This is a genomic window from Parvivirga hydrogeniphila (assembly GCF_023371205.1).
Lineage (GTDB): Bacteria > Actinomycetota > Coriobacteriia > Anaerosomatales > Anaerosomataceae > Parvivirga > Parvivirga hydrogeniphila.
In genome coordinates, this window is sequence record NZ_JAMCCO010000002.1 from 492,044 (window position 1) to 515,485 (window position 23,442).

Annotated in this window: 25 protein-coding genes and 1 tRNA gene; 4 read left to right on the top strand and 22 right to left on the bottom strand. The window is 68.0% G+C overall.

Annotation, left to right across the window (positions count from 1 at the left end):
* Positions 1-30 precede the first annotated feature (30 nt).
* Positions 31-1,257: a murein hydrolase activator EnvC family protein gene (locus MX659_RS07885; protein WP_267192926.1), complete on the top strand. Its 1,227-nt coding sequence runs from the start codon at positions 31-33 to the stop codon at positions 1,255-1,257.
* 18 nt (positions 1,258-1,275) lie between these two features.
* Here MX659_RS07885 and pth read toward each other — a convergent pair whose 3' ends face one another.
* From pth to metG, 13 genes are all read right to left on the bottom strand, one after another.
* Positions 1,276-1,842 carry an aminoacyl-tRNA hydrolase gene (gene pth / locus MX659_RS07890; RefSeq protein WP_267192927.1) on the bottom strand — a complete coding sequence of 189 codons (567 nt, stop codon included), beginning with the start codon at positions 1,840-1,842 and terminating at the stop codon, positions 1,276-1,278.
* Positions 1,843-1,851: 9 nt separating this feature from the next.
* Positions 1,852-2,487, bottom strand: a complete 636-nt coding sequence (locus MX659_RS07895; RefSeq protein WP_267192928.1) for a 50S ribosomal protein L25 — start codon at positions 2,485-2,487, stop codon at positions 1,852-1,854.
* A 41-nt stretch (positions 2,488-2,528) separates the two neighbouring features.
* Positions 2,529-3,491 carry a ribose-phosphate diphosphokinase gene (locus MX659_RS07900; RefSeq protein WP_267192929.1) on the bottom strand — a complete coding sequence of 321 codons (963 nt, stop codon included), beginning with the start codon at positions 3,489-3,491 and terminating at the stop codon, positions 2,529-2,531.
* Between the two features lie 12 nt (positions 3,492-3,503).
* Positions 3,504-4,880, bottom strand: coding sequence for a bifunctional UDP-N-acetylglucosamine diphosphorylase/glucosamine-1-phosphate N-acetyltransferase GlmU (glmU, locus tag MX659_RS07905; RefSeq protein WP_267192930.1), 1,377 nt, complete (start codon positions 4,878-4,880; stop codon positions 3,504-3,506).
* Positions 4,881-4,916: 36 nt separating this feature from the next.
* Positions 4,917-4,990: transfer RNA gene (locus tag MX659_RS07910), tRNA-Gln, on the bottom strand.
* Between the two features lie 77 nt (positions 4,991-5,067).
* Positions 5,068-5,367, bottom strand: a complete 300-nt coding sequence (gene spoVG, locus MX659_RS07915; protein ID WP_267192931.1) for a septation regulator SpoVG — start codon at positions 5,365-5,367, stop codon at positions 5,068-5,070.
* A 77-nt stretch (positions 5,368-5,444) separates the two neighbouring features.
* A complete protein-coding gene (gene ispE, locus MX659_RS07920) occupies positions 5,445-6,335 on the bottom strand; it encodes a 4-(cytidine 5'-diphospho)-2-C-methyl-D-erythritol kinase (protein WP_267192932.1) in 891 nt (296 codons plus the stop codon).
* A gap of 45 nt (positions 6,336-6,380) precedes the next feature.
* Positions 6,381-6,662: a Veg family protein gene (locus tag MX659_RS07925; RefSeq protein ID WP_267192933.1), complete on the bottom strand. Its 282-nt coding sequence runs from the start codon at positions 6,660-6,662 to the stop codon at positions 6,381-6,383.
* A 49-nt stretch (positions 6,663-6,711) separates the two neighbouring features.
* Positions 6,712-7,578: a 16S rRNA (adenine(1518)-N(6)/adenine(1519)-N(6))-dimethyltransferase RsmA gene (gene rsmA, locus MX659_RS07930; RefSeq protein ID WP_267192934.1), complete on the bottom strand. Its 867-nt coding sequence runs from the start codon at positions 7,576-7,578 to the stop codon at positions 6,712-6,714.
* Positions 7,579-7,584: 6 nt separating this feature from the next.
* Complete coding sequence (locus tag MX659_RS09105; RefSeq protein ID WP_323745507.1) at positions 7,585-8,685, bottom strand: 3D domain-containing protein; 1,101 nt, start codon at positions 8,683-8,685, stop codon at positions 7,585-7,587.
* A 101-nt stretch (positions 8,686-8,786) separates the two neighbouring features.
* Positions 8,787-9,386: a flavodoxin family protein gene (locus MX659_RS07945; RefSeq protein WP_267192935.1), complete on the bottom strand. Its 600-nt coding sequence runs from the start codon at positions 9,384-9,386 to the stop codon at positions 8,787-8,789.
* A complete protein-coding gene (locus MX659_RS07950; RefSeq protein ID WP_267192936.1) occupies positions 9,383-10,240 on the bottom strand; it encodes a TatD family hydrolase in 858 nt (285 codons plus the stop codon). Before MX659_RS07950 ends, MX659_RS07945 begins: the two co-directional genes overlap by 4 nt.
* A gap of 3 nt (positions 10,241-10,243) precedes the next feature.
* Complete coding sequence (metG, locus tag MX659_RS07955; protein WP_267192937.1) at positions 10,244-11,800, bottom strand: methionine--tRNA ligase; 1,557 nt, start codon at positions 11,798-11,800, stop codon at positions 10,244-10,246.
* 163 nt (positions 11,801-11,963) lie between these two features.
* Here metG and MX659_RS07960 point away from each other — a divergent pair, with 163 nt between their 5' ends.
* Positions 11,964-12,206: an AbrB/MazE/SpoVT family DNA-binding domain-containing protein gene (locus tag MX659_RS07960; RefSeq protein ID WP_267192938.1), complete on the top strand. Its 243-nt coding sequence runs from the start codon at positions 11,964-11,966 to the stop codon at positions 12,204-12,206.
* Here MX659_RS07960 and rsmI read toward each other — a convergent pair.
* From rsmI to MX659_RS07985, 5 genes are all read right to left on the bottom strand, one after another.
* A complete protein-coding gene (rsmI, locus tag MX659_RS07965) occupies positions 12,203-13,069 on the bottom strand; it encodes a 16S rRNA (cytidine(1402)-2'-O)-methyltransferase (RefSeq protein WP_267192939.1) in 867 nt (288 codons plus the stop codon). The two genes, MX659_RS07960 and rsmI, sit on opposite strands and share 4 nt — an antisense overlap.
* Positions 13,059-14,144: a DUF7544 domain-containing protein gene (locus MX659_RS07970; protein WP_267192940.1), complete on the bottom strand. Its 1,086-nt coding sequence runs from the start codon at positions 14,142-14,144 to the stop codon at positions 13,059-13,061. The genes rsmI and MX659_RS07970 overlap by 11 nt, the downstream gene beginning before the upstream one ends.
* 54 nt (positions 14,145-14,198) lie before the next feature.
* Positions 14,199-15,308, bottom strand: coding sequence for a DUF362 domain-containing protein (locus MX659_RS07975; protein ID WP_267192941.1), 1,110 nt, complete (start codon positions 15,306-15,308; stop codon positions 14,199-14,201).
* Positions 15,305-16,279: an ROK family protein gene (locus tag MX659_RS07980; RefSeq protein ID WP_267192942.1), complete on the bottom strand. Its 975-nt coding sequence runs from the start codon at positions 16,277-16,279 to the stop codon at positions 15,305-15,307. Before MX659_RS07980 ends, MX659_RS07975 begins: the two co-directional genes overlap by 4 nt.
* Before the next feature lie 76 nt (positions 16,280-16,355).
* Complete coding sequence (locus tag MX659_RS07985) at positions 16,356-16,850, bottom strand: ImmA/IrrE family metallo-endopeptidase (RefSeq protein ID WP_267192943.1); 495 nt, start codon at positions 16,848-16,850, stop codon at positions 16,356-16,358.
* Positions 16,851-17,001: 151 nt separating this feature from the next.
* Here MX659_RS07985 and MX659_RS07990 point away from each other — a divergent pair, with 151 nt between their 5' ends.
* On the top strand, positions 17,002-18,813 hold the full coding sequence (locus tag MX659_RS07990; RefSeq protein WP_267192944.1) for a HEAT repeat domain-containing protein: 1,812 nt from the start codon (positions 17,002-17,004) through the stop codon (positions 18,811-18,813).
* 17 nt (positions 18,814-18,830) lie between these two features.
* Positions 18,831-20,297 carry an HD-GYP domain-containing protein gene (locus MX659_RS07995; protein ID WP_267192945.1) on the top strand — a complete coding sequence of 489 codons (1,467 nt, stop codon included), beginning with the start codon at positions 18,831-18,833 and terminating at the stop codon, positions 20,295-20,297.
* A gap of 41 nt (positions 20,298-20,338) precedes the next feature.
* Here the strand turns inward: MX659_RS07995 and MX659_RS08000 are convergent, their stop codons facing one another.
* From MX659_RS08000 to MX659_RS08015, 4 genes are all read right to left on the bottom strand, one after another.
* On the bottom strand, positions 20,339-20,536 hold the full coding sequence (locus MX659_RS08000) for a hypothetical protein (RefSeq protein ID WP_267192946.1): 198 nt from the start codon (positions 20,534-20,536) through the stop codon (positions 20,339-20,341).
* A gap of 125 nt (positions 20,537-20,661) precedes the next feature.
* Positions 20,662-21,204, bottom strand: coding sequence for a hypothetical protein (locus MX659_RS08005; RefSeq protein ID WP_267192947.1), 543 nt, complete (start codon positions 21,202-21,204; stop codon positions 20,662-20,664).
* A gap of 128 nt (positions 21,205-21,332) precedes the next feature.
* Positions 21,333-22,703, bottom strand: coding sequence for a sensor histidine kinase (locus MX659_RS08010; protein ID WP_267192948.1), 1,371 nt, complete (start codon positions 22,701-22,703; stop codon positions 21,333-21,335).
* Positions 22,704-22,735: 32 nt separating this feature from the next.
* Positions 22,736-23,425 carry a response regulator transcription factor gene (locus MX659_RS08015; RefSeq protein ID WP_267192949.1) on the bottom strand — a complete coding sequence of 230 codons (690 nt, stop codon included), beginning with the start codon at positions 23,423-23,425 and terminating at the stop codon, positions 22,736-22,738.
* Positions 23,426-23,442 lie beyond the last annotated feature (17 nt).

Below are 23,442 nucleotides of genomic sequence, written 5' to 3' on the forward strand. Positions count from 1 at the left end.
GACACGACCTCCCCCCGGAGGAGATGCAGCATGAGACACAGACGCGCTTTCATCTCGCTCGTCGTCCTGTCACTCCTTGCGACGCTGACGGCTTCTCCTCTCGCGCACGCGTACACGAAAGACGACCTGGAGGCGCACCAGAAGGCCGCTGAAGAGGCGCGCAAAGCAGCAGCCGCGGCCGAGGCGCGCGCGAAAGACCTCGCGAGCCAGATCGACGGGCTCGAAGAGCGCATGGCCAGGATTGAGGCCGACATCGCTGGGCTCGCCGATGACATCGAGCGTGCGACTGAGCGCACGAACCGCCTGAACGCCGAAGTCACGGACTTGCGCACGCAGGTTGCGGCCAAAGAGTCCGAGATCGCGTCCGTGCAGGCCGAGTACGACCGCACGAGCGCGCTCCTCGCGCAACGGCTCCAGGAGACCTACAAGCAAGGCGAGCTGTTCTTCGTGCAGTTCCTGCTCGACGCACAAAGCATCGAGGACCTTCTTGCCAGGACCTCCCTCGTCGAGCGCGTGATCCGCGACAACCAGCAGACAGCTGCCGAGCTCGAAGACACGCAGCACCGGTTGGAGGCCGCGAAGACCGAGCTCGCACGCACGCTCGAAGCGGTCGACCTCAAGCGGAAAGAAGCCGCTGCGGAGGAGAAGCGGCTGCGCGACCTCCGCGCGCAGCACCGGGCTCGCCTCGCTGAACAAGAGGCCGTCAAGCGCCAGAAGGCCGACCTGATGGCGAAGAACAAGGCGGAGGCCGAGCGGCTGCGCAAGCTCGCGGAGGAAGAGGAGGCCGAGTCCCAGCGCATCGCCGCCGAGCTCTACGGCCACGGCTCAGGCCGATTCGCCGGCGTGATGGCGTGGCCGGTTCCGGGCTTCTACCGCATCTCGTCGCCCTTCGGATACCGGATCCACCCGATCCTCGGCGTCCGGAAGCTCCACACCGGCATCGACATCGGGCGGGACCTCGACCCGCCGCGCTCCATCGACGGCGCCACCATCGTGGCCGCGGGCGGAGGCACGGTGATCTACGCCGGGTACCGGGGCGGCTACGGCAACACCATCATCATCGACCACGGAGACGGTGTCGCGACGCTGTACGCGCACCAGCGGAGCGGCTCGTTCCGCGTGGGCGTCGGTGACCGCGTGACCAAGGGCCAGGCGATCGGAGCCGTCGGAAGCACCGGGCTGTCCACCGGTCCGCACCTGCACTTCGAGGTGCGCATCAACGGCACTCCGGTCGACCCCATGCCGTACCTGCGCTAGAGGAGCCGCTCGGCGCGGCTACGAGCCGTTGAACTCCTGCATGGCCGCTTCCGGGCCGTGCTCGACGACGTACATCACGGCAGCCGCAGCGTGCGGCACCGCTCCTGCGATGCGTTCAGCTGCGTCGCCACGCATGGGCTCCAGCACGAAATCCGCCGGGTCTTGACGTCCCGGAGGCCTCCCGATGCCCAGACGGACGCGCACGAATTCGCCCGTGCCGATCGTCTCGACGATCGACCGCAGCCCGTTGTGGCCGCCGTGGCCACCGCCGCGCTTCACGCGCACGACCGCTTCGGGCAGATCGAGATCGTCGTGGACCACGATCGTGTCTGCGACCGTGGCGTCGTACCGCTCGAGCAGCCGCTTCACGGCGCTGCCCGAGCGGTTCATGTACGTTTGCGGCTTCGCAAGGATGAGCTCGCGGTCGTCGAGCCGCACCACGCCCACGCGCGCGCCGCACTCCTCACGCCAGTACGACACGCCCAGGTTCTCGGCGAGCAGGTCGACCACCATGAAGCCCGCGTTGTGCCGTGTGCGCGCGTACTCCTCGCCAGGGTTTCCCAGCCCCACGATGAGGCGAGCCATCTGGCGGCGCTACTCCTCTTCCGCGGCCTTGCCGATGACCTCGGGCTCGGCGGCCTCCGCAGCTGCCTCTTCCTCGGCCTCGACGCCCTTCTGCGGCGTGGTGACCGAGCAGACGATCCCTTCGGGGTCGTCCAGGATGGTCACGCCTGCGGGCGGCTGCAGGTCGCGCACGTGCAGCGAGTCGCCCACCTCGAGCCCCGTGGTGTCGACGTCGACGTGCTCAGGCAGATCGGCAGGAAGCGCCTCGATGTGGACTTCGCGAAGCTCGTGCAGCATGACGCCGCCAGCCTTCTCGCCTGCTGAGGGACCGATGAAGTTCAGCGGCACCACGGTGGTGACCGGCTGGTTCATCTTGATCGCCCAGAAGTCGACGTGCAGGAGCGTGCCTTTCACCGGATCGTGAGCGATCTCTTTGATCATCGCATTGACCGGCTTGTGGCCGTCCACAGACAGCTTGAAGAGCGTCGCGGTCACGGCCTCACGGGACGCGATCTGCTCGAAGTCGTGCCGATCGAGCTGGATCGGCTTGGAACCGACGCTGGTGCCGTACAGCACCGCGGGGAGCTTGCCTTCCCGCGCAAGTGCTTTGGCGCTCTTGCCGATCCTGGTGCGCGACTCAGCAGCGATCTCGATGGTCTCAGTCATGTCTCCGACAACCTCCTCGTATCATCGCAACCGCGTGGCTGCTACAGCTGGAAATCGGGATCGAACAGCTCCGACACCGACTCGTCGTTGTATACGTTCTGGATGGCGTGAGCGAACAGAGGCGCCACCGACAGCACCCGGATCTTGCCGTGGCGACGCTCCTCGGGAACCGGCATGGTGTTGGTCACCACAACTTCTTGGATCGGCGCAGAATCGATGCGGTCGTACGCAGGCGGCGAGAAGATGCCGTGCGTCGCGGCGACGTACACCGCCACCGCCCCTTTGTTCACGAGAGCGCGAGCGCCTTCGGTGACCGAGCCAGCCGTGTCGATCATGTCGTCGGCGATGATGCAGGTCTTGCCCTCGACTTCTCCGATGACGTGCGTGATTTCGGCGACGTTGTGCTCTGGACGACCCTTGTGCATGATGGCGAGCGACGCACCGAGCATGTCGGCGAGCTTCTTGCATACCTTCACACGGCCTACGTCCGGAGAGACGATCGTCAGGTTCTCCAGATTCAGGCTCTCGAAGTAGTCGGCGAGGATCGGCAGCGCCGTGAGGTGGTTCACCGGCTGATTGAAGAAGCCTTGGATCTGCCCCTGGTGCAGGTCCATCGCGATGACGCGATCGACGCCAGCGACCGTGAGCAGGTCCGCCACGAGCTTCGCGGTGATGGGCTCGCGGGCCGCCGACTTCTTGTCCTGCCGGGCGTACGCGTAGTGTGGGATGACGGCCGTGATCGTGCGTGCGCTCGCACGCTTCGCGGCGTCCACCATGATGAGCAGCTCCATGATCGACGCGTTCACGGGCTGGCACATCGACTGCACGAGAAAGACGTCGGCTCCGCGCACGCTCTCGAGGTAGCGCACGTAGATCTCGCCGTTGGCGAACTTCGATATCTTGATGTTGCCGAGCTCGATTCCGAGGTGCTTGACGATGCCTTCTGCGAGCTCCCTGTTGTGGGTGCCCGAGAACACCATCATCCGCTTGCCGCTCTCGCCCATCAGCGTCCGCTCCTATTCGTCGTCGCTCTGCTCACGCCTGCGCTTCGCCCAACCGTCGATCACGCGCTGCTCCGACCGCTCCACCGCAAGCGCGTCGGCCGGAACGTCGCGGGTGATCGCGCTGCCCGCTCCCGTGACGGCTCCTGCGCCGATGCGGACCGGCGCCACGAGCATCGTGTCCGAGCCGATGAACGCCCCGTCTTCGATGACGGTCCGGTGCTTCGAGCGGCCATCGTAGTTACACGTTATCGTACCCGCGCCGACGTTCACACCGACGCCGATCTCGGCATCGCCGATGTACGAGAGGTGTGGCACCTTGCTCCTCTCGCCCACGATGGAGTTCTTGATCTCGACGCTCGTGCCCACCTTCGCGCCCGGTCGCACGACCGTGCCTGGCCGCAGATAGGCACGCGGACCGATGCGCGCGCCCTCGCACACGCACGAGCCTGTGACGATGGAGCTGTCCACCACGGCGTCCGGGCCGACCACCGAGTCGACGATCCGGGTGTCTGGGCCGATGGCGCAGCCCTCGCTCACAGTCGTCTCGCCCAGCAGGAAGGTCATCGGCTCGAGCGTCACGTCCCGCGCCAGCGTCACGCGCGGGCCGATCCACACGAGGTCCGGGTCGGTCATGGTCACGCCAGCGAGCATGTGCGCGCGGTTGATGCGGCGCTGCATGACCTTCGCGGCCTCCGCAAGCTGGACGCGGGTATTGATGCCGAGCGTCTCGAGCGGATCGGCAGCCGCCATCGCCACCACCGGCAGGTCTTCGCGGCGGAGCAGCTCAAGGACGTCGGTGAGGTAGAACTCCCCCTGGGCGTTCGCGTTGTCGAGCTTGTGGACGTGCTCGAACAGGACGCGGGCGTCGAAGCAGTAGAAGCCCGTGTTCACCTCGCGGATCGCGCGTTCCTCGTCGCTCGCATCCTTCTCCTCGACGATGCGCGAAAGCCCGCCCGACTCGTCGCGCACGATGCGCCCGTAACCCGCTGGGTCCTCCAGCACCGCCGTGAGCACCGCGGCCGCCGCTCCCGACGATTCGCGAGCGGCCACCAAAGCACGCACGGTGTCTGCTGTGATGAGCGGCGAGTCGCCCGAGAGCACGACGAGCGAGCCGTCGGCGCCGGCGAAAGCGGCCTCCGCACACTGCACCGCATGGCCGGTACCGAGCTGCCGTTCCTGGCGGACGGTCGTCACGTCTTCCAGCAGCGGCTCGACCACCTCAGCGCCGTGACCGGTGACGACCACGACAGGATCGCATCCGCCGCCCCGGGCCGCCTCGACCACGTACCGCACCAGAGGAACGCCCAGGATCTCGTGCGCGACCTTAGGGAGACGGGACCGCATCCGTGTGCCCTCGCCTGCGGCGAGGATCAGAGCCGACGCGCCCATTCGCACCTTCCGTGTGGGTCCGACGATGAAGCCAGCTGGCTGGGGCGGTAGGATTCGAACCTACGATCGAGGATCCAAAGTCCCCTGCCTTGCCGCTTGGCTACGCCCCAGCGCTTGCGCGAGCGCGCATCTGCGCGCGCATGGCGAGCGCACGGAGTATACCACACGGCCAGGCCGGAGCCGTGGCTCAGCTCACGCTCTCGAGCGCCTGCGCGGCGGCCCGGAAGGCCTCGATGCCGCCTTCGGCTGCGAACTGCTGGAGCACTGCGTCTTGGATCATCTGCCGGGTCTCCGTGTTGATCGGATGGCAGATGTCGCGGAACTCCCCGCTCGGCAGTTTCCGGGACGGCATCGCGACGAAGAGCCCCTTGTCGCCGTTGACCACCCTCAGGTCGTGGATGACGAACTCGTCATCGATGACGATGCTCGCGATGGCGCACACCTTGTTCATCGCGACAGGACGCAGCGTGACCTTCGTGACTCTCATGCGATCTCCCTTTGCATGGCCCCTACACAACGAGTTTCGCCGGCTCAGGGAGAATCCCTGCATGTTTGAGATACGGCTCACACGGTCGAGACCACACGCACGCCTTCAGGCGAGGCTCCGCACGAGCGCGCCCACCAGCCGGCCGCGCGGGCGTCGCTCTCGACGCGCTCCGCCGCGACCGCAGACGCGCACAGCCCGAAGACGCACGATCCGCTCCCGGTGACCGCAGCCCCGAGCACGCCGGGCAGCGAGGACAACCACGCCTCGACCTCGCCGACGCTCGGCACGAGCGCCTTTGCGGCCTCGGCAAGGTCGTTGTGAAGCAACCCGGCCGCTCCTTGAACGTCGCCTGCCTGAAGAGCGCGCAGAAGCGGCTCGGGACCCGGGGCCGGCGGGCTCAGGAGCCGGTCGTGGAGTGCGTACGCGGCCCCGGTCGGAACTGGCTCGCCAGCGGTGATCACGACCAGGTGCATCTCAGGAGTCGGAAGGTCACGCACGCGCACGTCGCCTTTGCCTGCGTACAGCGCCGTCCCGCCTCCAAGGAAGAACGGCACGTCCGCACCGAGCGAGCGCGCGCAGCGGAGCACGACCTCGCTTCTCGGGTCGACGCCCCACAGCACGCTCGCGCCCACGAGCACGGCGGCCGCGTCCGCGCTGGCGCCCCCGAGGCCGCCCCCGGCGGGGATGCGCTTCTCGATGGCGATGCGCACAGGCAAGGAGGCGCCCGTGGCCTCCGAAAGCATCTTGGCAGCCTTCAGCGCGAGGTTCTCTGATGGAGGCACTCCTGCGTCAGGGCGCATCTCGATCGAGAAGCGATCGGCCGCTTCGACCTCGACGGTGTCCGAGAGCCGGTCGTCCAGCGCCTGGAACACGGTGACGAGCTCGTGGTACCCGTCGTCAGTGCGCGCCCCGACGGCCAGGTACAGGTTCACCTTGGCAGGAGCGACGAGTGCGACCCGCTCAGGCACAGAACGCCTTCCGAAGATCAGGCCGGCCCGATGCGGCCGAAGCCCTCAGTTCATCCAAGGGAAGAGGCACTCGCCCGTCTCGCAGTGCGTGAGCTCAACGGTGCCGGTGAGGATGTCCACGTAGCTGTAGGAGACGCGAGCCGTTCTTCCGCGCTTCTCGTCGATCCGCAAGACGAACAGGCTCGGATGCGTCTGCTCCAGCGTGGCCTCGCGCTCGAACACCTTTGAGCGGCCCATGTTCGCCTTGAGACGGACGCGCTGGCCGGTGAGGTTCTCGAGATCGCTCTTGATCCGCCCCACGACCTCGAGCTGGTTCATAGACTCCATGAGACTCCTCCTCAAGTGGAGGTAACCTTACCATAATCGGCTGGAAAACTCAAGGTAAGAGGCCGTGAAGCCGCAGCGTCCGGCCCATCCGGACGAACGCCTCCGGCGGGAACGTCTCGGCGCGTGCAAGCGGATCGAGGCCCTCGGCCACCAACGCCTCGACGACTGCATCGGGGGGAGTGCCGAGCCACCCAGCGATGGCGTTGCGGACGGTCTTGCGCCGCTGCGAGAAGGCGGCCTCTGCTGCGGCACAGCCGATGGCGACATCGTCGGCCGACCACGCGCGCACGCGGTCAAGCCGAATCACGGCCGAGTCGACCCGCGGGGGCGGCAGGAAGCACGCACGCGGCACCGCGAACCGGCCCGCAGGTCTCGCGTGCAGGTGGAGCTTCACCGTGTACGCGCCATACGACCTCGTCCCAGGTGCGGCCGCCATCCGGTCCGCAACTTCCGCTTGCACCATCACGGTCACAGATTCCAGCGATTCCACCTCGCTGAAGAAGCGGAGCACCACTGTTGCAGCTACCGAGTACGGAAGGTTCGCCACCATCACGTCCGGGAGGGCTCCCGACACGTCAGCCAACATCTCTGCTGCGACCTGGACCGCATCGGCATACACCACCCGGACGTTCGGCCACGTCTGCTCGATCTCGCGCAGAGCAGGGGCGAGCGCCTCGTCCCGCTCGATGGCGACCACGCTGCGCGTCCGCGCCGCGAGCGCGCACGTGAGCGTCCCGATGCCAGGGCCGACCTCGAGCACTCGCTCTTCGCCGGTGAGCGCGGCAAGCTCGAGGATCCGCCCGACGACGTTGTCGTCGATCAAGAAGTGCTGTCCGAGGCGCTTGCGTGTGGCCAGACCGTGGCGCTGCAGCACCGCGATCGTGGCTGACGGCGAAGCCAGCGAGGAGAACGGCATGCCGCCCTACTCGAGGATGGTGATGGTGACGCTGCGGCGGCCCCAGGCGCGCGCTGCTTTGAGCGCGGCGCTCTGACCGCCCTTCCAGAAGCAGACGTCGATGCGAGCGCCCTTGATCGCGCCGCCCGTATCGGCCGCGACCGCGTACCCGTACCCAGGCACGTACAGCTTCGTGCCGAGCGGGATCACCTTCGGATCCACCGCCACGATGCCCCAACCGTCCGGGACGTCGTACGCGCGGAGCCTCCGCTCGATGACGCGAAGTCCGCCGCAGCCGGCGTCCCAGGGCGTGTACGCGGTGGAGACGACGGCGATCCTGCTTCCGTCGATGGGAGGCTTCGCAGACCGCGTGGCGGGCGCCACCGGGGCTATCGCCACGATGGACGGCCGCCGCTTCGGCTTTTTCGTCCCGACGAGCACGACACGCGGCGTCGGCTCGACAACCACCGTCTCACCGCGAACGTACTTCGCCCGCTCGACGTCGCCGACGACCAACACTTCGTACAGCCGGATCGCTCGACCGGGAGCGCCCTCCGCGATGACCTTGCGGACGCCCTGCGGGAGGCTCGCGTCCTCGCGCTCGATGGTGTCGAACGGAACCGACACCTCTTCTTGACGCAGGCGGACGAACACGTCGCGCGCGGTGATGGTCATCCCGTCTTCGAGCGGTGTGTCGACGTCAGGAACGACCTCAAGACCTATCGAGGGATCCAGCCCCGCCGCGACCAGCGCGTCGGCCACGTTCGTACCGACGACGTCGAGGGGAAGCTGCTCGCCGTTGCAGTCGATCGTGACGGCATGGGCGTGACGGACGACGACCGTGATGCCGTCCGAGACGGTCTCGCTGAGCCCCGGAGACACCACATCGTTCTCGTCCACGGGGATATCTGCCTCTTCGAGCAGCTCCCGGATGGTCGATGCGCTCGTCCTCAGGTATATCGGATCGCCGTCGACGAAGACGGTCGCTCCACGCCTGGCCCAGGCGAACCCGGTTGTGATCAGTGGTACGACGAGGACTGCAATGAGTGCTATGACGACTGACGGGGTCTTCAGGTGATGGGCCGGCTTGCCCGGCTTGCCCATAGAACCCTTTCGTGTCGGCTGCATTACGGTCCGTCAACGGAACGGACACTCGGCCATTATAGCGGAACACGGCGCCCCGTCGAACGACCCCGCTTTCCGGTCGTGTGTTTCCGAGAAGCGGCCTGCTACGCGGTTCCGGCGGTCCCCCGGAGCACGCGCGCGGCCAGCGCGCGACCGGCGGCGCGAGCGCGCTCGACCATCTCTGGGGCGTGGCCGAGGTCGTCTGGGGCGTCAAGGCCTATGAACCGCTCGCGCACCTCGACGGCGAAGCCGCACACCTGGAGCACGCTTGCGAGCGTGGCCTCGGCGCCCTGCGTTCCGAACGGGTCGCCGCCAGCGCCCACCAGCAAGAAGCCTCCCGGCCGTTTGGGACTGCGCGGTTGGCCGAGCCGGTAGGTCTTCGCCCAGCACGGTTGCATCCGATCGAGCACGCCTTTCAGCACAGCCGGAACCCCGGCGAAGTACACGGGGCTCGCGATGACGAACGCGTCCGCACGAGCGATACGCGCAAGGAGATCGGATGCGTCGTCCTCGTGCACGCACGCCCCCGTGAAAGCGCACGCACCGCACCCGTCGCAGTACGCGAATCGCAGGTCGCGCGCAGCGATCCGCTCCGTGGCCAGCCCTGATGAGGCCGCGGCTTCAAGGAACGCGTCGAGCAGCCGGTCGCTGTTCCCGCCTGCCCGAGGGCTTCCGGCAAGCCCGATGAGCACCGGAGCGCTCATGACGCCCCCTCGGCCTTGAACAGCCGCGCAGCATTCGCGTAGACGGCGTTCGCGACGGCCTCAGGCTGCACGCCGCGGGCCGCTGCAACGACCCGCACGACCTGCGTGACGAGCGCGGGCTCGTTCGTGCGGCCGCGGAACGGCTCGGGCGCGAGGAAGGGGCAGTCGGTCTCGACGAGCAGGCGCTCGACGGGCACGACCGCCGCCGCTTCCCTTACCTTGTCGGCCTTCTTGAAGGTCGTGACGCCTGCGAACGAGATCCAACACCCGAGTTCCAAGAAGCGCTCCGCCGTGGCCACATCTTCGGTGAAGCAGTGGATCACGCAGCCCGCCTCCGGGACCCCCACGCTCGAGAGCATCGCATGCCCGTCGTCGTGCGACTCGCGCAGGTGCACGATCACCGGCAGACCGGTCTCGTGCGCCATCCCAAGCTGCCGCTCGAACGCGGCACGCTGGACGTCGCGAGGCGAGTGGTCGTAGTGGTAGTCCAACCCGAGCTCGCCGAGCGCAACCACATGACCGGACCTGGCCAGCTCGAACAAGTCGGCCTCGAGATCGGCGGCCGCGCTCGCGTTGTGCGGATGCACGCCTGCGACGACGCGCACCTCGGGAACCGCCGCCGCGGCACCGACCGCCCGCAGCCGCTCGGCCGCCTCAGCCCGCCACGCTTCGAGCTCGTCGAACGTGCGACGGTCCTCGCTCAAGTCGACGACGGTCGCGATGAGACCGACACCTGCGAAAGCCGCGTTCGCGAGCGCGCCTGCGGGGTCATCCAGCATGTCGAGGTGCGCGTGCGCGTCTGCGACCGGGGTGCCGAGCGCGAGCGCCGCGTAGTCGATGGGCCGCTCGCCCATCTGTCACTCCTCGTAGATGCGCGGGAACAGCGGCTCGCCCTTCGTCACCGCGAGCCCGGCCGGAAGCCCGCCCCAGGCCGCTTCGGACGCGAGGTCGCGCACCGCCGTGACATCGCCAAGACCGAGGCGCCGCCAGACCTCCGCTGAGGTCTTCGGCATCACCGGTGCGCAGAACAGCGCAGCGATCCGCACCGCTTCGAGCGCGTTGTACAGGATGGCTGCGACGCGCACCTCATCACCGGACTTGGCAGCGTTCCATGGCGCCTGCGTCTCGATATAGCGGTTCGCGGCCTTGATGAGGTCCCACGTCGCCTCGAGCGCGGCCGCGTAGTCGAGCCGCTGCATCGCCGCTTCGTAGCGGCCTGGAAGCGCGCCGGCGATCGCGGGGAGCTCAGATTCGGCCTCCTCCGTATGCTCGGGAGCGGCCGGCGTGCGGCCACCGAGATACTTCTCGGTCATGTTCAGTAGGCGAGAAACGAGGTTGCCCCAGTCGTTGGCGAGGTCGCCGTTGTACCGCTGCACCATGGACTCCATCGAGATGGATCCGTCCTGGCCGAACACCACGTCGCGCAAGAAGTAGTACCGGTACGCGTCGACGCCGAACTTCTCCACAAGCGAGGCGGGCGTCTGCACGTTGCCCTTCGACTTGCTCATCTTCTCGCCCTTGGCGAGCAGGAAGCCGTGCGCGAACACCGTCTTGGGCGGCTCGATGCCTGCAGCCATGAGCATCGCGGGCCAGATGACGCAGTGGAAGCGGATGATGTCCTTGCCCACGAAGTGGTAGTCGGCAGGCCAGAACCGCTCGAACTTCGCGCGGTCGTCGCTCCCGTAGCCGAGCGCGGTGATGTAGTTGAGAAGCGCGTCGATCCACACGTACGTCACGTGGTCCGGCGCGAAGGGCAGCGGAACACCCCACGAGAACGTCGTGCGGGAGATGGAGAGGTCCTTGAGCCCGCCTTTCACGAAGGAGACGACCTCGTTGCGCCGGGTCTCCGGCTGTATGAACGGCCGGCCCTCGGCCTCGCGCCGCTCGTAGAACTCGAGCAGACGCTCTTGGTAGGCGGAAAGCCGGAAGAACCAGTTGTCCTCGCGCACGAACTGCACATCGCGCCCGCACTGGGGGCACTTCCCGTCGACGAGCTCCTCCTCGCTCCAGTAGGTCTCGTCTGGAACGCAGTACCAGCCTTCGTAGTGCCCCTGGTAGATCTCGCCGCGCCGGTACAGTTCCTGCCAGAACGCCTGCACGCCGCGCGTGTGCCGCGGCTCGGTGGTGCGGATGAAGTCGTCGTTGCTGATCTCGAGCATCCGCCAGGTGTCGAGGAACTTCGGGGCGATCGAATCGACCCACGACTGCGGGTCCATGCCTGCCGCCTGGGCCGCCTGCGCGATCTTCTGGCCGTGCTCATCGAGACCGGTGAGGAAGAAGACCTCGTGCCCGGTCATGCGCCTGTACCGCGCGAGCGCGTCCGCTGCGATCGTCGTATACGCCGTCCCGAGGTGCGGTTCAGCGTTCACGTAGTAGATCGGCGTCGTGATGTAGAAGCTCGGCTTGGTGTCCATCAGCCACCCGTCGTCTCTCCGACCGGATCGTCCATCGCCCCGCCTCCGCCCATCCGCGTGTTTGCGATGGGCTATGCTTGGGCATTCATGGAAATGCAGGGCTTCCTGAACCACTAATGATAGCGCACCCCGGCAAGGCCATCGCGAGCAGGAGGACGGACCGATGAGCGACACTGGAATCGTCCGCAGAGTCGATGCTCTTGGGCGCATCGTGATTCCGATGGAGATGCGCCGCGTGCTCGGCATCAACGTCAAAGACCCGCTGTCGATCTCGCTTGAGGGCGACCGCATCGTCTTGACGAAGTACCGTGATGCGTGCGCGATCTGCGGAAGCCAGAAGAACGTCTCGTACGTCAAAGGGCGCGCAATCTGCGCGTCGTGCGTCGCTGAGGTGAAGAAGCTCTAGCGCTCCGCTTCTTTTCGCGCTTCTTTCGCTCGATGCGCGGCGTCGTACACGCGCGACTTCGGTACGCCTCGTATCTGCGCGACGCGCTTGATCGCGTCGCTCCTGCTCGAACCGCCGCGCATCATCTGTTCGACCTCGAAAGCCAGGTCCTCGTCGCTCACGGCCTGCGTCGCCCCGGTGGGCGGACCCACGAGCACGACGACCTCGCCTTTCACCTCTCGGGACGCGAACGCCGCGGCAAGCTCCTCCACGGTGCCGCGCACCACCTCGGCGTGCACCTTCGTGAGCTCCCGCGCGACCGCGCCTCGACGACCGGGCATCTGCTCCGCAATCGCCGCCAGCGCGCTTGCGAGCCGGCGCGGCGACTCGAAGAACACGAGCGTCGCGTCCAGGTCGCGAAGCGACGCGAGCAGACGGACGCGGTCCCCCTGCTTGCGCGGGAAGAAGCCTCCGAAGAAGAACGCGTGCGTGGGCAGGCCGCTCGCGACGAGCGCCGTGATGACAGCAGACGGGCCGGGCAGGACGTCGACCGGAAGCTCCGCGTCGATGCACGCGGCCACGAGCCGGGACCCCGGATCGGAGATGCCCGGTGTGCCCGCGTCGGACACGAGCGCGACCGTCTCGCCGGCCGCGATGCGCTCGAGCACCCGCGGCGTCTTCGCCGAGGCGGTGGCCTCGTCGAAGCGCTCCAGCGGCGTGTCGATGCCGTAGCGAGCGAACAGCCGCTTCGTCACGCGCGTGTCCTCAGCGAGGCACACGTCGGCCTCGCGCAGCTCATCGAGCACCCGGAGCGTCACGTCCGCGAGGTTGCCGATGGGCGTTGCGCAGACGAGCAGCCGGCCGGTCTGGCCGCTAGCTGCCATCCGAAGGCGCCTCCGACGGTGCAGTCTGCGGACCCTCGGCGCTCTCAGCGGGCGCAGGCGGCGCTGCCGGCGGGGCGGGCGGAGGAGGCGGCAGCAGCTCGCTTGACTGCTGCCAGGACGCGCCTCCCGGTGTCGACTGTCCAGGGTGCGCAGACGGAGTCCGCTGCGGCTCGGCCTCCCGCCCGGTGATGCGGCGGAAGAAGATCGTCCATGCTGCCGATGTGAAGGTCGCGTAGGCAGCCTGCGGCACGGCCAGGATGAGAGCGGCGAGCACGATCACGCCGGCTCCTGTGATCACTCGGCCCGCGTAGATGGCGAACGCCGCGGGCACCACTAGCAGCAGGCCGACGACCCCGAAGACCGCACCGTAGACGAAGCTGGGCAAGAGCATCACCGCCCACATCGCCCATGCACCACGCTTGCCCCACACGTCGCGCCACGCGGCCTGTATGGACTGTCCGAATCCTCTGTCGTCGAGCACGCCGTAGCGAAGCGCCAGCATGAACAGGAGCCCGACGAGAACGCTCGCGACAGCTGTCAGCACCACCAGCAGCGGCAGGCCGCAGAAGAACGACCCCACCCCGATCCCGGCGGCTGCATCGGGATTCGGGACCCGCTCGATGGCGCTGACCAGCGGCACGAAGAGGGCTGCGAAGAGCACGACGATGAGCACGACCAGCGGGCTGAACAGGCTGAGCCCGATCATGAACGTCCGGCCCCAACAACGGAAGCCCGCCCCCCACGCTTCACGAAGCCGCGGGCGGCGTCCCTCGGCCGCCTCGTTGGTGGCCCACACCAGCCCGCCGTGAGCGGCGACCGACAGCACGAACATCAGGAACATGAGCGCGACGAGCACCCCTGCTGCCACAACCAGCAGCCCGACGTTCGCCTCAGCCCACCTGGCGAGCGGCTCCAGCTCGGCTGTCGAACCCTGGTCTCCGCCGCCCTGGAACATCATGCGCGCGTTCGAGCCAGGGGTGCTGGCCGCGCCGGCGGCGAAGAATCCGAGCAGCCACAGATGCTTGTGCTCCCACGCGATCTTGAACCCGCGCTTGACGATGTCGAAGTAGTCCATGCCGCCTCCCCTGCTCCCGCCGGCAGACCTGCATGCGTCAAGCGTACTGGAATGTCACTGCACCGTCACGAGTTCGTACGCCCTGGTGCCCAGGCCGAGGGCCTCCGCGTGTCGCATCACGTGCGTCCCGTCGACGCCGCTCACCGCCGCGAACTTGTCCTCTCCCGTGCCAAGCGACTCGCCGCGCGTGCCGGAGAGGCCAGGCGCCTTGGACACGAGGTCGTAGGCCGCTTGGTCGATGGCGACGATGTCGTCTGAGGCGAGCACGCCGATGTCGGGCACGATCGCGGCATCGGAGAAGTGCCAGCAGTCGCAGTCGGGCGACACGTTCGTGATGAACGACAGGTACAGCACCTTCCCGCGCTTGCCCCTGAGCGCGCCCGCCGCGTGCTCGGCGATCTTCTCCTGGAGCGCGTCCGGCGTCGTCTTCCACTGCGTGGCGATGGCGCCGTAGGGACACGCCGCGACGCACTCCCCGCACCCGTAGCAGACACCATAGTCGACGACGGCCACCCGATCGGGGCCGAGCGCGATCGCGCCGACAGGGCACCACGTCACGCACCTGCCGCACGACCGGCACGCGCTCTCCTCGACCTCGGGCCGGAAGTCGGCGTGCATGCGCTGCTTGGCCGAACGGCACCCGAGCCCCATGCCGACGTTCTTGAGCGCGCCGCCGAACCCGGCGGCCTCGTGCCCCTTCACGTGCGTGACCACGACCATCGCGTCGGCATGCACGGCCGCGGCGCCGATGCGCACCGAGTCGAAGTGCTTCCCTTCGATCGGGACATCCACCGCCTCGCGGCCGTCCAGGCCGTCGGCGATGATGATCGGGGCCTCCACCGTCGCGTACGAGAACCCGTTGTGCAGCGCGCACTCGATGTGGTCGACCGCGTTCGCGCGTTCGCCGCGATAAAGCGTGTTCGCGTCTGTCAGAAACGGTCTTCCCCCGACGGCCTTGATACGGCGCACGACCTCGCGGAGGTACACCGGATGGACGAAACCAGTGTTCCCGGCCTCGCCGAAGTGCAGCTTGACGGCCACGAGATCGCCCTCGGCCACAGCGTCGGCAAGGCCGGCGCGCTCGAGCAGCGTGCCTGCACGCGTCACGAGGCTGCGCTTCATCGCCGTCCTGACGGGCGTGAAGTAGACCTTGGCTGCACTCATCGGTGCAACGCCTCCCTGCTGTCGTGCTCGTCGAATGCGAGCGCTGCAGCTCCCATCACGCCTGCATCGTTGCCGAGCGCGGCACGGATCACGCTCACGTCCCTCCGGCCTGCAAGGGCCTCCTCGCCGATGATCTTGGCGGCCTGCTCGACGATCAGAGGAGCGGACTCTCCGATGCCGCCGCCGATGACGATGGCTTTCGGGTTCAGGAGGTTCACGATGCCGACGAGCGCCTGCCCGAGGACGTGACCGGCCTCGTACAGGATCTCCCGGGCGCTCTCGTCGCCGCGCTTCGCCGCTTCCACGACGTTCTCTGCGGTGACCGCGTCAGGGTCGCCTCCTGCAAGGTCGCGGATCGTCTGCGCTGCAAAGGACCGAGCCGCCTCACGTCCACGAGCGGCAAGCGCGGGCCGCCCGAGATACGCCTCCAGGTGGCCGTACCCCCCGCACGGACACTGCGGGCCGTCGAGCCGTACCACCATGTGGCCGATCTCGCCGCCGAGCCCGCGCGCGCCGCGGTACGGCTCGCCCGACAAGAACAGCGCGCCGCCGACGCCCGTTCCGAGCGTGATCATCACGAAGTCCCGCACGCCCTTGGCCGCTCCGAACTGCGACTCGCCGATACCAGCGCAGTGCCCGTCGTTGTCCAGCACGACGTCGTGTTTGACGCGCGTCATCACGAGCGAGCGGACATCGACGCCGGCAAGCGGCAGGTTGGTGCAGAACTCGATGGTCTGCTTCGCGAAGTCGACCTGTGCTGGCACGCCGATGCCGACACCGGCGATCTCCGCGCGCTGCACGCCGTCGGACACCTCGTCGATCAAGTCGATAATGGCGTCAGCGATCGCGAACGGCCCGTTCTTCGGCGTCAGCGTCCGGGCCTCCCTGAGGATCCGGCCCTTCCGTTCGACGAGCCCTGCAGCGATCCTCGTGCCGCCGACGTCGACTCCCACTGCGTACGACGCTCTCATGAGACCTCCTGCCGCTCTGCACGCGTCGGGGATGACCGCCTGATGATAGCGCACCCGAGCGCGCGGGCTCTCGCCGCTAGTAGTCCCACAGGATCCCTCGCAGCTTGATGAGGCCGAGCGCCTGCATCTTCTCCAGCATGCGCTTCTCGGTCACGCCGAAAAGCCGCGCGAGGTAGCGGTAATCGTTGAACCACTTGGCAGCCTGCTCGATCACCATGAAGCCCGGCAGCGTGAGCTCATCTGCGACCACGTCTGCCGCCCGATGGCCCTCCGCGTCCGCCTTGGGGTAGCGCTCGCTCGCGTCGTCGAGGAGGATGAGTATGTGGCCGAGCAGGTGCGCCACAGCACTGTCCTGGACGGCCCTGTCCTTCGTCGCGTTCAGGACGATGAGCGGCATGCCGTCCTCGTGCACGAGCATGCCCGTGAACCAGTACGGGAATGCCGCTCGGAATATGGGAACCCCCATGCGTTCGGCCACGGCGGCAACCGGCACGGGAGGCTCCTCGATACCGGCCTCGCGCACCGCACGCTCGGCGACCTGCCGGTAGTATGCATCGGTACGGAGCGCCATGCTTCCTCCGAGGGTACGGACAGGGCATCCCAGGGTTACTATGTGCATATCGGCAGCAATCGTCCAGTAGACGAGGCGCCTCGTGTGACGCAGGTCGCCAAGGTCGGACGGTCGGCAGCCGATATACGGGGCGAAGACCCCGGGAGGAGCCGTGGCACGAGCATCGGGCAGCGAGAAGATCGCGCTCATGGAAGAGGGTCTGCGCGCGCTGGCGTCTGCCGCAGGCGCAGTGCGGTTGTATCCGCCATCCTCTCCGATGCGCGAGGAGGCCATAGGGCGTGCGTCCAGCGCTGTCGCAGCGATGGCGTCAGATGGGCCCGTGCGGCTCGCAGTGGACCGCGAGCGCTTCCTCTTCGATGGCGTCCCTGTCGGCGAAGGGCGTCCCGCGACCGCGGCTCTCGCAGAATCGCTGCACGCGCTGCAGGTCGGGCAGCTCGTCATCGCGCCCGGCGTGACGGCCGCGGAGGTCGCATCGCTGGTGGAGATCCTCTCGCGCGACGCTCGGGACGTCCGCACCAGCGGCGGCGCTCGCGCGGCGCTCGTCGCCGCAGGCGCCCAGAACCTGGCCCTCGTCGAGGTCTCTCTCAGAGCGAGCGAGGGCGAGGGGCTCGCAGGCGTCGACCTCGTCTCCGCCCCGCTCGACGAGGTCGCACAGCACGTCCCGGGCGCGTGCGAACGATGGCGCGAGACTGCGGCCACCGCCACACCGCACGATCCTGTGGCCGAAGCGCTGGCGGGCGTTGAGCCTGCGATGCGCGACCTCGCGCTCGCGCGCATCGCGCAATCGCTCCTCGTGCTCGACGAGCAGACGCGCTCCCGCCTCGTGCAGGACGCTTTGCAGCGCACTCCCACTGGCGCCCCGATGGAGGGCATGCTGGCCGCGCTCGCCACGATGCCGCCTGCGGCGCTCGCGCGGCTCCTTCGCCTCGTCGCAGATCAGCGCGGCGGGAGCACGGACTCGCTCTTGCAGGAGATTCCACTGCCGGCCGAGGTGCTGCGCGAGGTGAGGGCGCTGTTGCAGCCAGTCCCCGAGTCTGACCCCGCACGCGGGATCCCCGCGTCCGTCGACGCCAGCGAGCTCGCGGCCGAGGCGGAAGCCGACGAGGCAGACCAGTTCACCATCGAGGCCCTCCTCCGCGAAGCGACGCCCGCGTCTGCTGCGGATCGGGCGCTGCTCACAAGCATCGAGGTCTTCGAGCGCAAGCGCGGCACCCACTCGCTGCAGGCGCTCGCCGACGCAAGCGTCGTCGCCCTGCGGACAGGCGCCGTGGACCGGCTGTCCGACGCGATCGCCCTCATCGCGCAGTCCTCGGACGCACCAGACCTGGCAGAGACCGCCTCAGCCGCGGCTCGCGCGCTCGCTGGCGAAGCGATCGCTGCGATCCCCCGGTTGGAGAGCGCGCAGCGAGAGGCGGTTCTCCGCGCTTTGGCTCGCATCTCCGAGCACGTCGTGGCGATTGCAGGCGCGGAGCTCACGGCCGGCAGCGAAGCACAGGCGCTTTCGGCCGCGCAGGTCCTGCTGGGGCTTGGCGACAAGCGGCTGGTCGGCGTGGCTGCGAGAGCTCTCGAACACCCCGCCACGCAGGTCCGGCTCGGCGTGCTGCGCGCGCTCGCAGACAGCGGCACTCCCGAAGCCGCCGAGGCGCTTGCCCGCGCCGTGCGGCATGCGGACCCTGAAACCAGGATGGCTGCCGTGCGCGAGATCGCGCGCGCGCACGTGGATGCGGCCATGCCTGCGCTCATGCGCGTGCTCGCTGAAGACGGTCCGCTCCGTAGGAACCACGAGCTGAAGCTCGAAATCCTCAGTACCATAGAACGTGCACGCCCCGCAGGCGCGCGGGAGGTGGTCGCACGCGTCGCCGCACGGAGGCCGTTTGCAAGGAAGGCCCGTCAGGTCGTGCAGCGGGCGCGCGAGGTTCTCGCGGCGCTCGATGCAGAGGGGCGAGACGAAGGGACGCGATAGACGTGACAGACGAAACGATGCCACGAGACGACCGCCTCGAGTCGAACGAGGAGATCGCTGCGCTCGCGCAGCCTGCGACCAGGACGCCGTTCGCGACCGCGAAGCGGCTCCAGCGTGCTCGCGACCTCGCACGCGCTCTTGCCGTCGCCGCGACGAACGCCTCGCTGTACCCCGAGACGCACCCCCTCGTCGAGCAGTCTCTCGATGCGCTCGTGCAGGCGGTCTCGGACGTGATGGACCTCGGGTTCGAGACGGTCACCATCAACATCTACAAGGGCACTCTGTTCATCGAGAACCACGTGATGCCTGAGGAGAGCGTGACCTACCGCAAGGTGATCGAGGACACGCTCGCGCGTGGCATTTCGGCCATCACGCTGAGCCTCGGTTTCGCGCAGCAAGACGCCCTGGCGCTCGTGTCCGTGCTGAACGACACCGACATCGCAGATGCCGAGGCGGCCGCGGTCGCGTTGGCCGCGCGAGGCGCCACGGCCGTTGCGGTGTCGGAGACGACCGACTTGGACGAGACCGCTCGCGAGGCAGAGGCGCAAGAGCACAAGACCGAGGCCCGGAGACACTACGACCGAGCGCTCGAAGCGATGCACGACGTCGAGACGAAGGCGAAGCTCGGCAAGGTGTTCGAGGTCGAGCCGCTGCAGTCGGTCGTGAGCAACTTGCTCGACATGCTGCTGAAGGATCCTGCCGCGGTCCTCGGACTCACGGCGATCAAGAGCCACGACGACTACACGCTCAACCACTCCATCAACGTATGCATCCTCTCGCTCGCGCTCGGCGCGTCCATCGGCCTGGATGCCGAGTCTCTGAAGTCGCTCGGCCTTTCTGCGCTTCTCTACGATCTCGGCAAGGTGCGGATCCCCGAGGACATCCTCGCAAAGGAAGGCCCGCTCACGGCAGACGAGTGGCAGATCGTGAAGAGCCACACCACCGAGGGCGCGGATCTGCTCAAGCGCATCCAGCTCGTCGACCAGATGCCGATGGTGGTCGCGTACGAGCATCACCTGCGCCACGACCTGCAAGGGTATCCCGAGCCGAAGGAGCCCCGCGAGCAGCATCTCTTCTCAAAAATCGTGGCGCTCTGCGACGCCTACGACGCGATGACGACGCGGCGTCCGTTCAGGCGGGAGATCCGACCCGACAAGGCGCTTGCGGTCCTCATGCAGGGCCGCAACAAGGCGTACGACCCGTCGCTCACCAAAGCGCTCGTCGCGCTGCTCGGGATCTATCCGATGGGCGCCGTCGTCCGTCTGTCAGATGGCACCATCGGCGTCGTGTTCCGCGTCAACCGCGACGACCTGCTCAGGCCGAAGGTGAAGCGCCTGATCGACGCAGACGGCCGATGGCTGGAGTTCCCCGAGGTCGTCGACTTGCGGCTCGTCTCCTCGGAGTCGGGCGGGTTCGCGCTCTCGATCGAAGAGGCGCTCCCTGCCGCCGAAGCCGGCATCGACGACGTCTGGCAGTACCTGTGATGCGTGCGTGAACGGCGCTATCACCGGCTGAGTCGCCCGTCTTAGCGGATCTCGCTTTCGAGCGCGTCGAAGTCCATCTCGCTCGGCAGGTCCATTCCGCCGAGCTCCCGCTCGATTGCATCGAGCTCGCGGATGATCGCGTCGGAGTCTCCAGGCACCGCGGTCGAGTCCTGCCCGGACGCTGCGCCATCAGTGCCGGTCTGCCCGCCGGAAGCGGTCGGCTCGACCGTCTGCGTCATCTCCGCTGCTCCGGTTGCGGGAGCTGTGCCGGAGGCCCCGCGAGACGAACGAGAACAGCCCGTAGCGCCCGCCAGAACGGCGAGCGCTACGCACAGCGTGACTGCTATGAGCGCAGAGCGGGTCCTCACTCGTCGGCGTCCTCCTTGAGGGCGAGCGCGATCTGCCGCAGCTCCCGAGCGGCCTCGCGCAGAGCGACCCTCGACTGCTTCAGCGTCAGGACCGCTTCACGCGCCTGAAGCCTCGCCTGGCGGAACGCGCCACGACGATCGGTGGCGTCCGGCACGCCGCGCATGGCCTGGATGGCGGTCTGCTCCTGCTCACGCGCTTGCTCGAGCAGCTGGCGGGACTCCTCGATCCTCGCCCTGACAGCGCTCACGTCAGCGCCCAGTGATTCGACCTTGCTCGCGAGGAGCTCCAGCCGCGTCTGCTTCTTCGAGAGGAGCGCTTCGGCTGCGCGGAAGCGCGCCTCGCGCGCCCTGATCACATTCTCGATGCGGTTGCGGAGGTTTTCTGTGACGATCGCTTGGTTGGCCTGAGCCGTGGTGCTCGAAGACCCGGCGGGGCGCATCATCTGCGGCAACGCCGACGCCACAGCCGGGCCGGCGAGAACGACGGCGGCGACCAGCGCTACCGTCGCAAGCGTCTTTCTCGTGAAGATGGCCGACATCTTGCTCACCTCGCTTCGATTCTACACTACACCCGCTCGCCTCCGAGCGTGGCTTCTCATCTGCCACTATCATCGGCTCGGCGTGTTGCGGCACCATGAACGCACTGTTGGGAATCGGTTGAGAGCCCTCACGCCCGGGGAAGCCGCACGACGAAGCGCGCGCCGCCGAGCGGGCTGTCTGATACGGCAATGCTTCCGCCCATGAGCTCCACGAGTCGCTTGGCGATCGAAAGCCCGAGGCCGGAACCGCCACCTGACGCCCGCGCCTGGTCGAGCCGCACGAAGCGCTCGAAGATCCGTTCACGGGCATCGGCCGGAACGCCAGGGCCATCGTCGTCGACCACGAGCGACCAGGACTCCTCGTCGGCCTGCGCGCTCACGCGCACCGTGCCGGTCGGACCCGCGTACTTCAGCGCGTTGTCCACAAGGACGCTCGCCACCTGCAGCAGGCGCTCAGCGTCTGCGTTCGGGCGTGCGCCGCCTGGATCGAGCGCATCGATAGCCAACCTGTCGCCTGCCGTCGTGAACCGCACGCGGAGGGCATCAGCAAGCGCCCGCGGGTCGACGGGCGTGCGCGCGACCTCGACACGCCCCGCGTCCAGATCTGAGAGCGCGAGCAGGGTCGAGGAGATGTCCGCTAGCCGTCGCGCTTCGCTTTCGATCACGCGTGCAAACCGCACCACGGTGTCTACGTCGCTCGCAGTGCCGTCAGCGATCGCGTGCGCGTAGCCTGCGATCGAGGCGACGGGCGTCCTTATCTCGTGCGACACGTCGCTCACGAACGACTTCTGAGCCTCGTAGACCGCTGCCACACGCCTCGACATGTCGTTGAACGACTGCGCGAGTGCTGCGACCTCCTCGTCGCCTTCGACCGGCACTTCGGCGCCCCACTGCCCCGCCGCTATGCCCTCGGCCCCGGCCTTGAGCCGCGCGAGCGGCGCGGCAACCCGCTGCGCGATGGTACCGCCCGCAAACCACGCGACGGCGAGAGCCAGCAGCATGCAGGCAGCCAGCACAGCCACGAGCGTCGACCTCGTCTTCTGCACGTCACGGACCGTCTGGGCACCAACGAGGTACCCCCCGCTCCGGATCGGCGCAGCCACCAGCAAGAGCCGCTCGCCGCTCGCCACGTCGCGCACCGCGACACGCACGCCCTGCGCGTCGGGGCGCGAGAACACGGACAGGTCGATCGACTGCGGGCCCTCTCCTGGCTCGAACGTGGAGAACATCACACGGCCGTCGGCGTCCACCACTATGAGCCGAGCGCCGATCAGCCCTGCTTGCACACGCAGGAGCCGGGCACGCAACCCAGCGTCGCCGGAGCCCTCGATGGGACCACCGGCGCTCAGACCGCTCGCGAGCGCCGCGACCTGCCTGCCGAGCTCTGCCGTACGCCTCGCCATGGCCTGCGTCGACCAGACCGCGTAGAAGGCGACCGACGCAACGAACACCGACAAGGCGGCAACGACGACTGTCGCGCCGCGAACACGCGCTGCCAAGGGGTGCCGCCTCATCCCCGCTCCGACCGCGCTCACCTGGCGTCCCTCTTGAAGCGGTAGCCGACGCCGCGGATCGTCTCGATGAACCGCGGCTCCGCCGCGTCATCGCCAATCTTCTCGCGGATGTGCCGGATGTGGACGTCGACGCCCCTCTCGTCGACGAAGTCCGAGAAGCCCCACGCGGCGTCGAGGATCTGCTGTCGGCTCAAGACGACTCCTGGCTGCCTCATCAGCGCATGCAGGATGGCGAATTCCCGAGCAGTGAGCGTGACTGAGGATCCGTCGACGCTGACCTCGTGGGCCGCCGGATCCAGGACGAGACCGCCCGCGCGAAGCACGCCGCCTTCCGCGTCGGGCGACCCTCGATAGCGACGCACGGCCGCTCGGGCCCTGGCCACGAGCTCCGGCGGCGAGAACGGCTTCGTGACATAGTCGTCGGCCCCTGCCTCCAGCAACGCCACCTTCTCCGACTCGATGTCGCGCGCCGTGAGCATGATGACGGGGACGTCCGACGCCTCACGGATGCTTCGGCACACCTCAGCACCGTCCGCACCGGGCAGCATGACGTCCAGGATCACGACGTCGTACGGCGACTGCCGGGCCATCTCTATAGCGATGCGTCCGTCATCTGCCTCGTCGACATCGAAGCCTGCGGCCACGAGGTACATCGCGACGAGGTCCCTGATGTTGCGTTCATCGTCGACGACCAGCGCCCGCGCCATCGTGCTCCTCCTGTCTC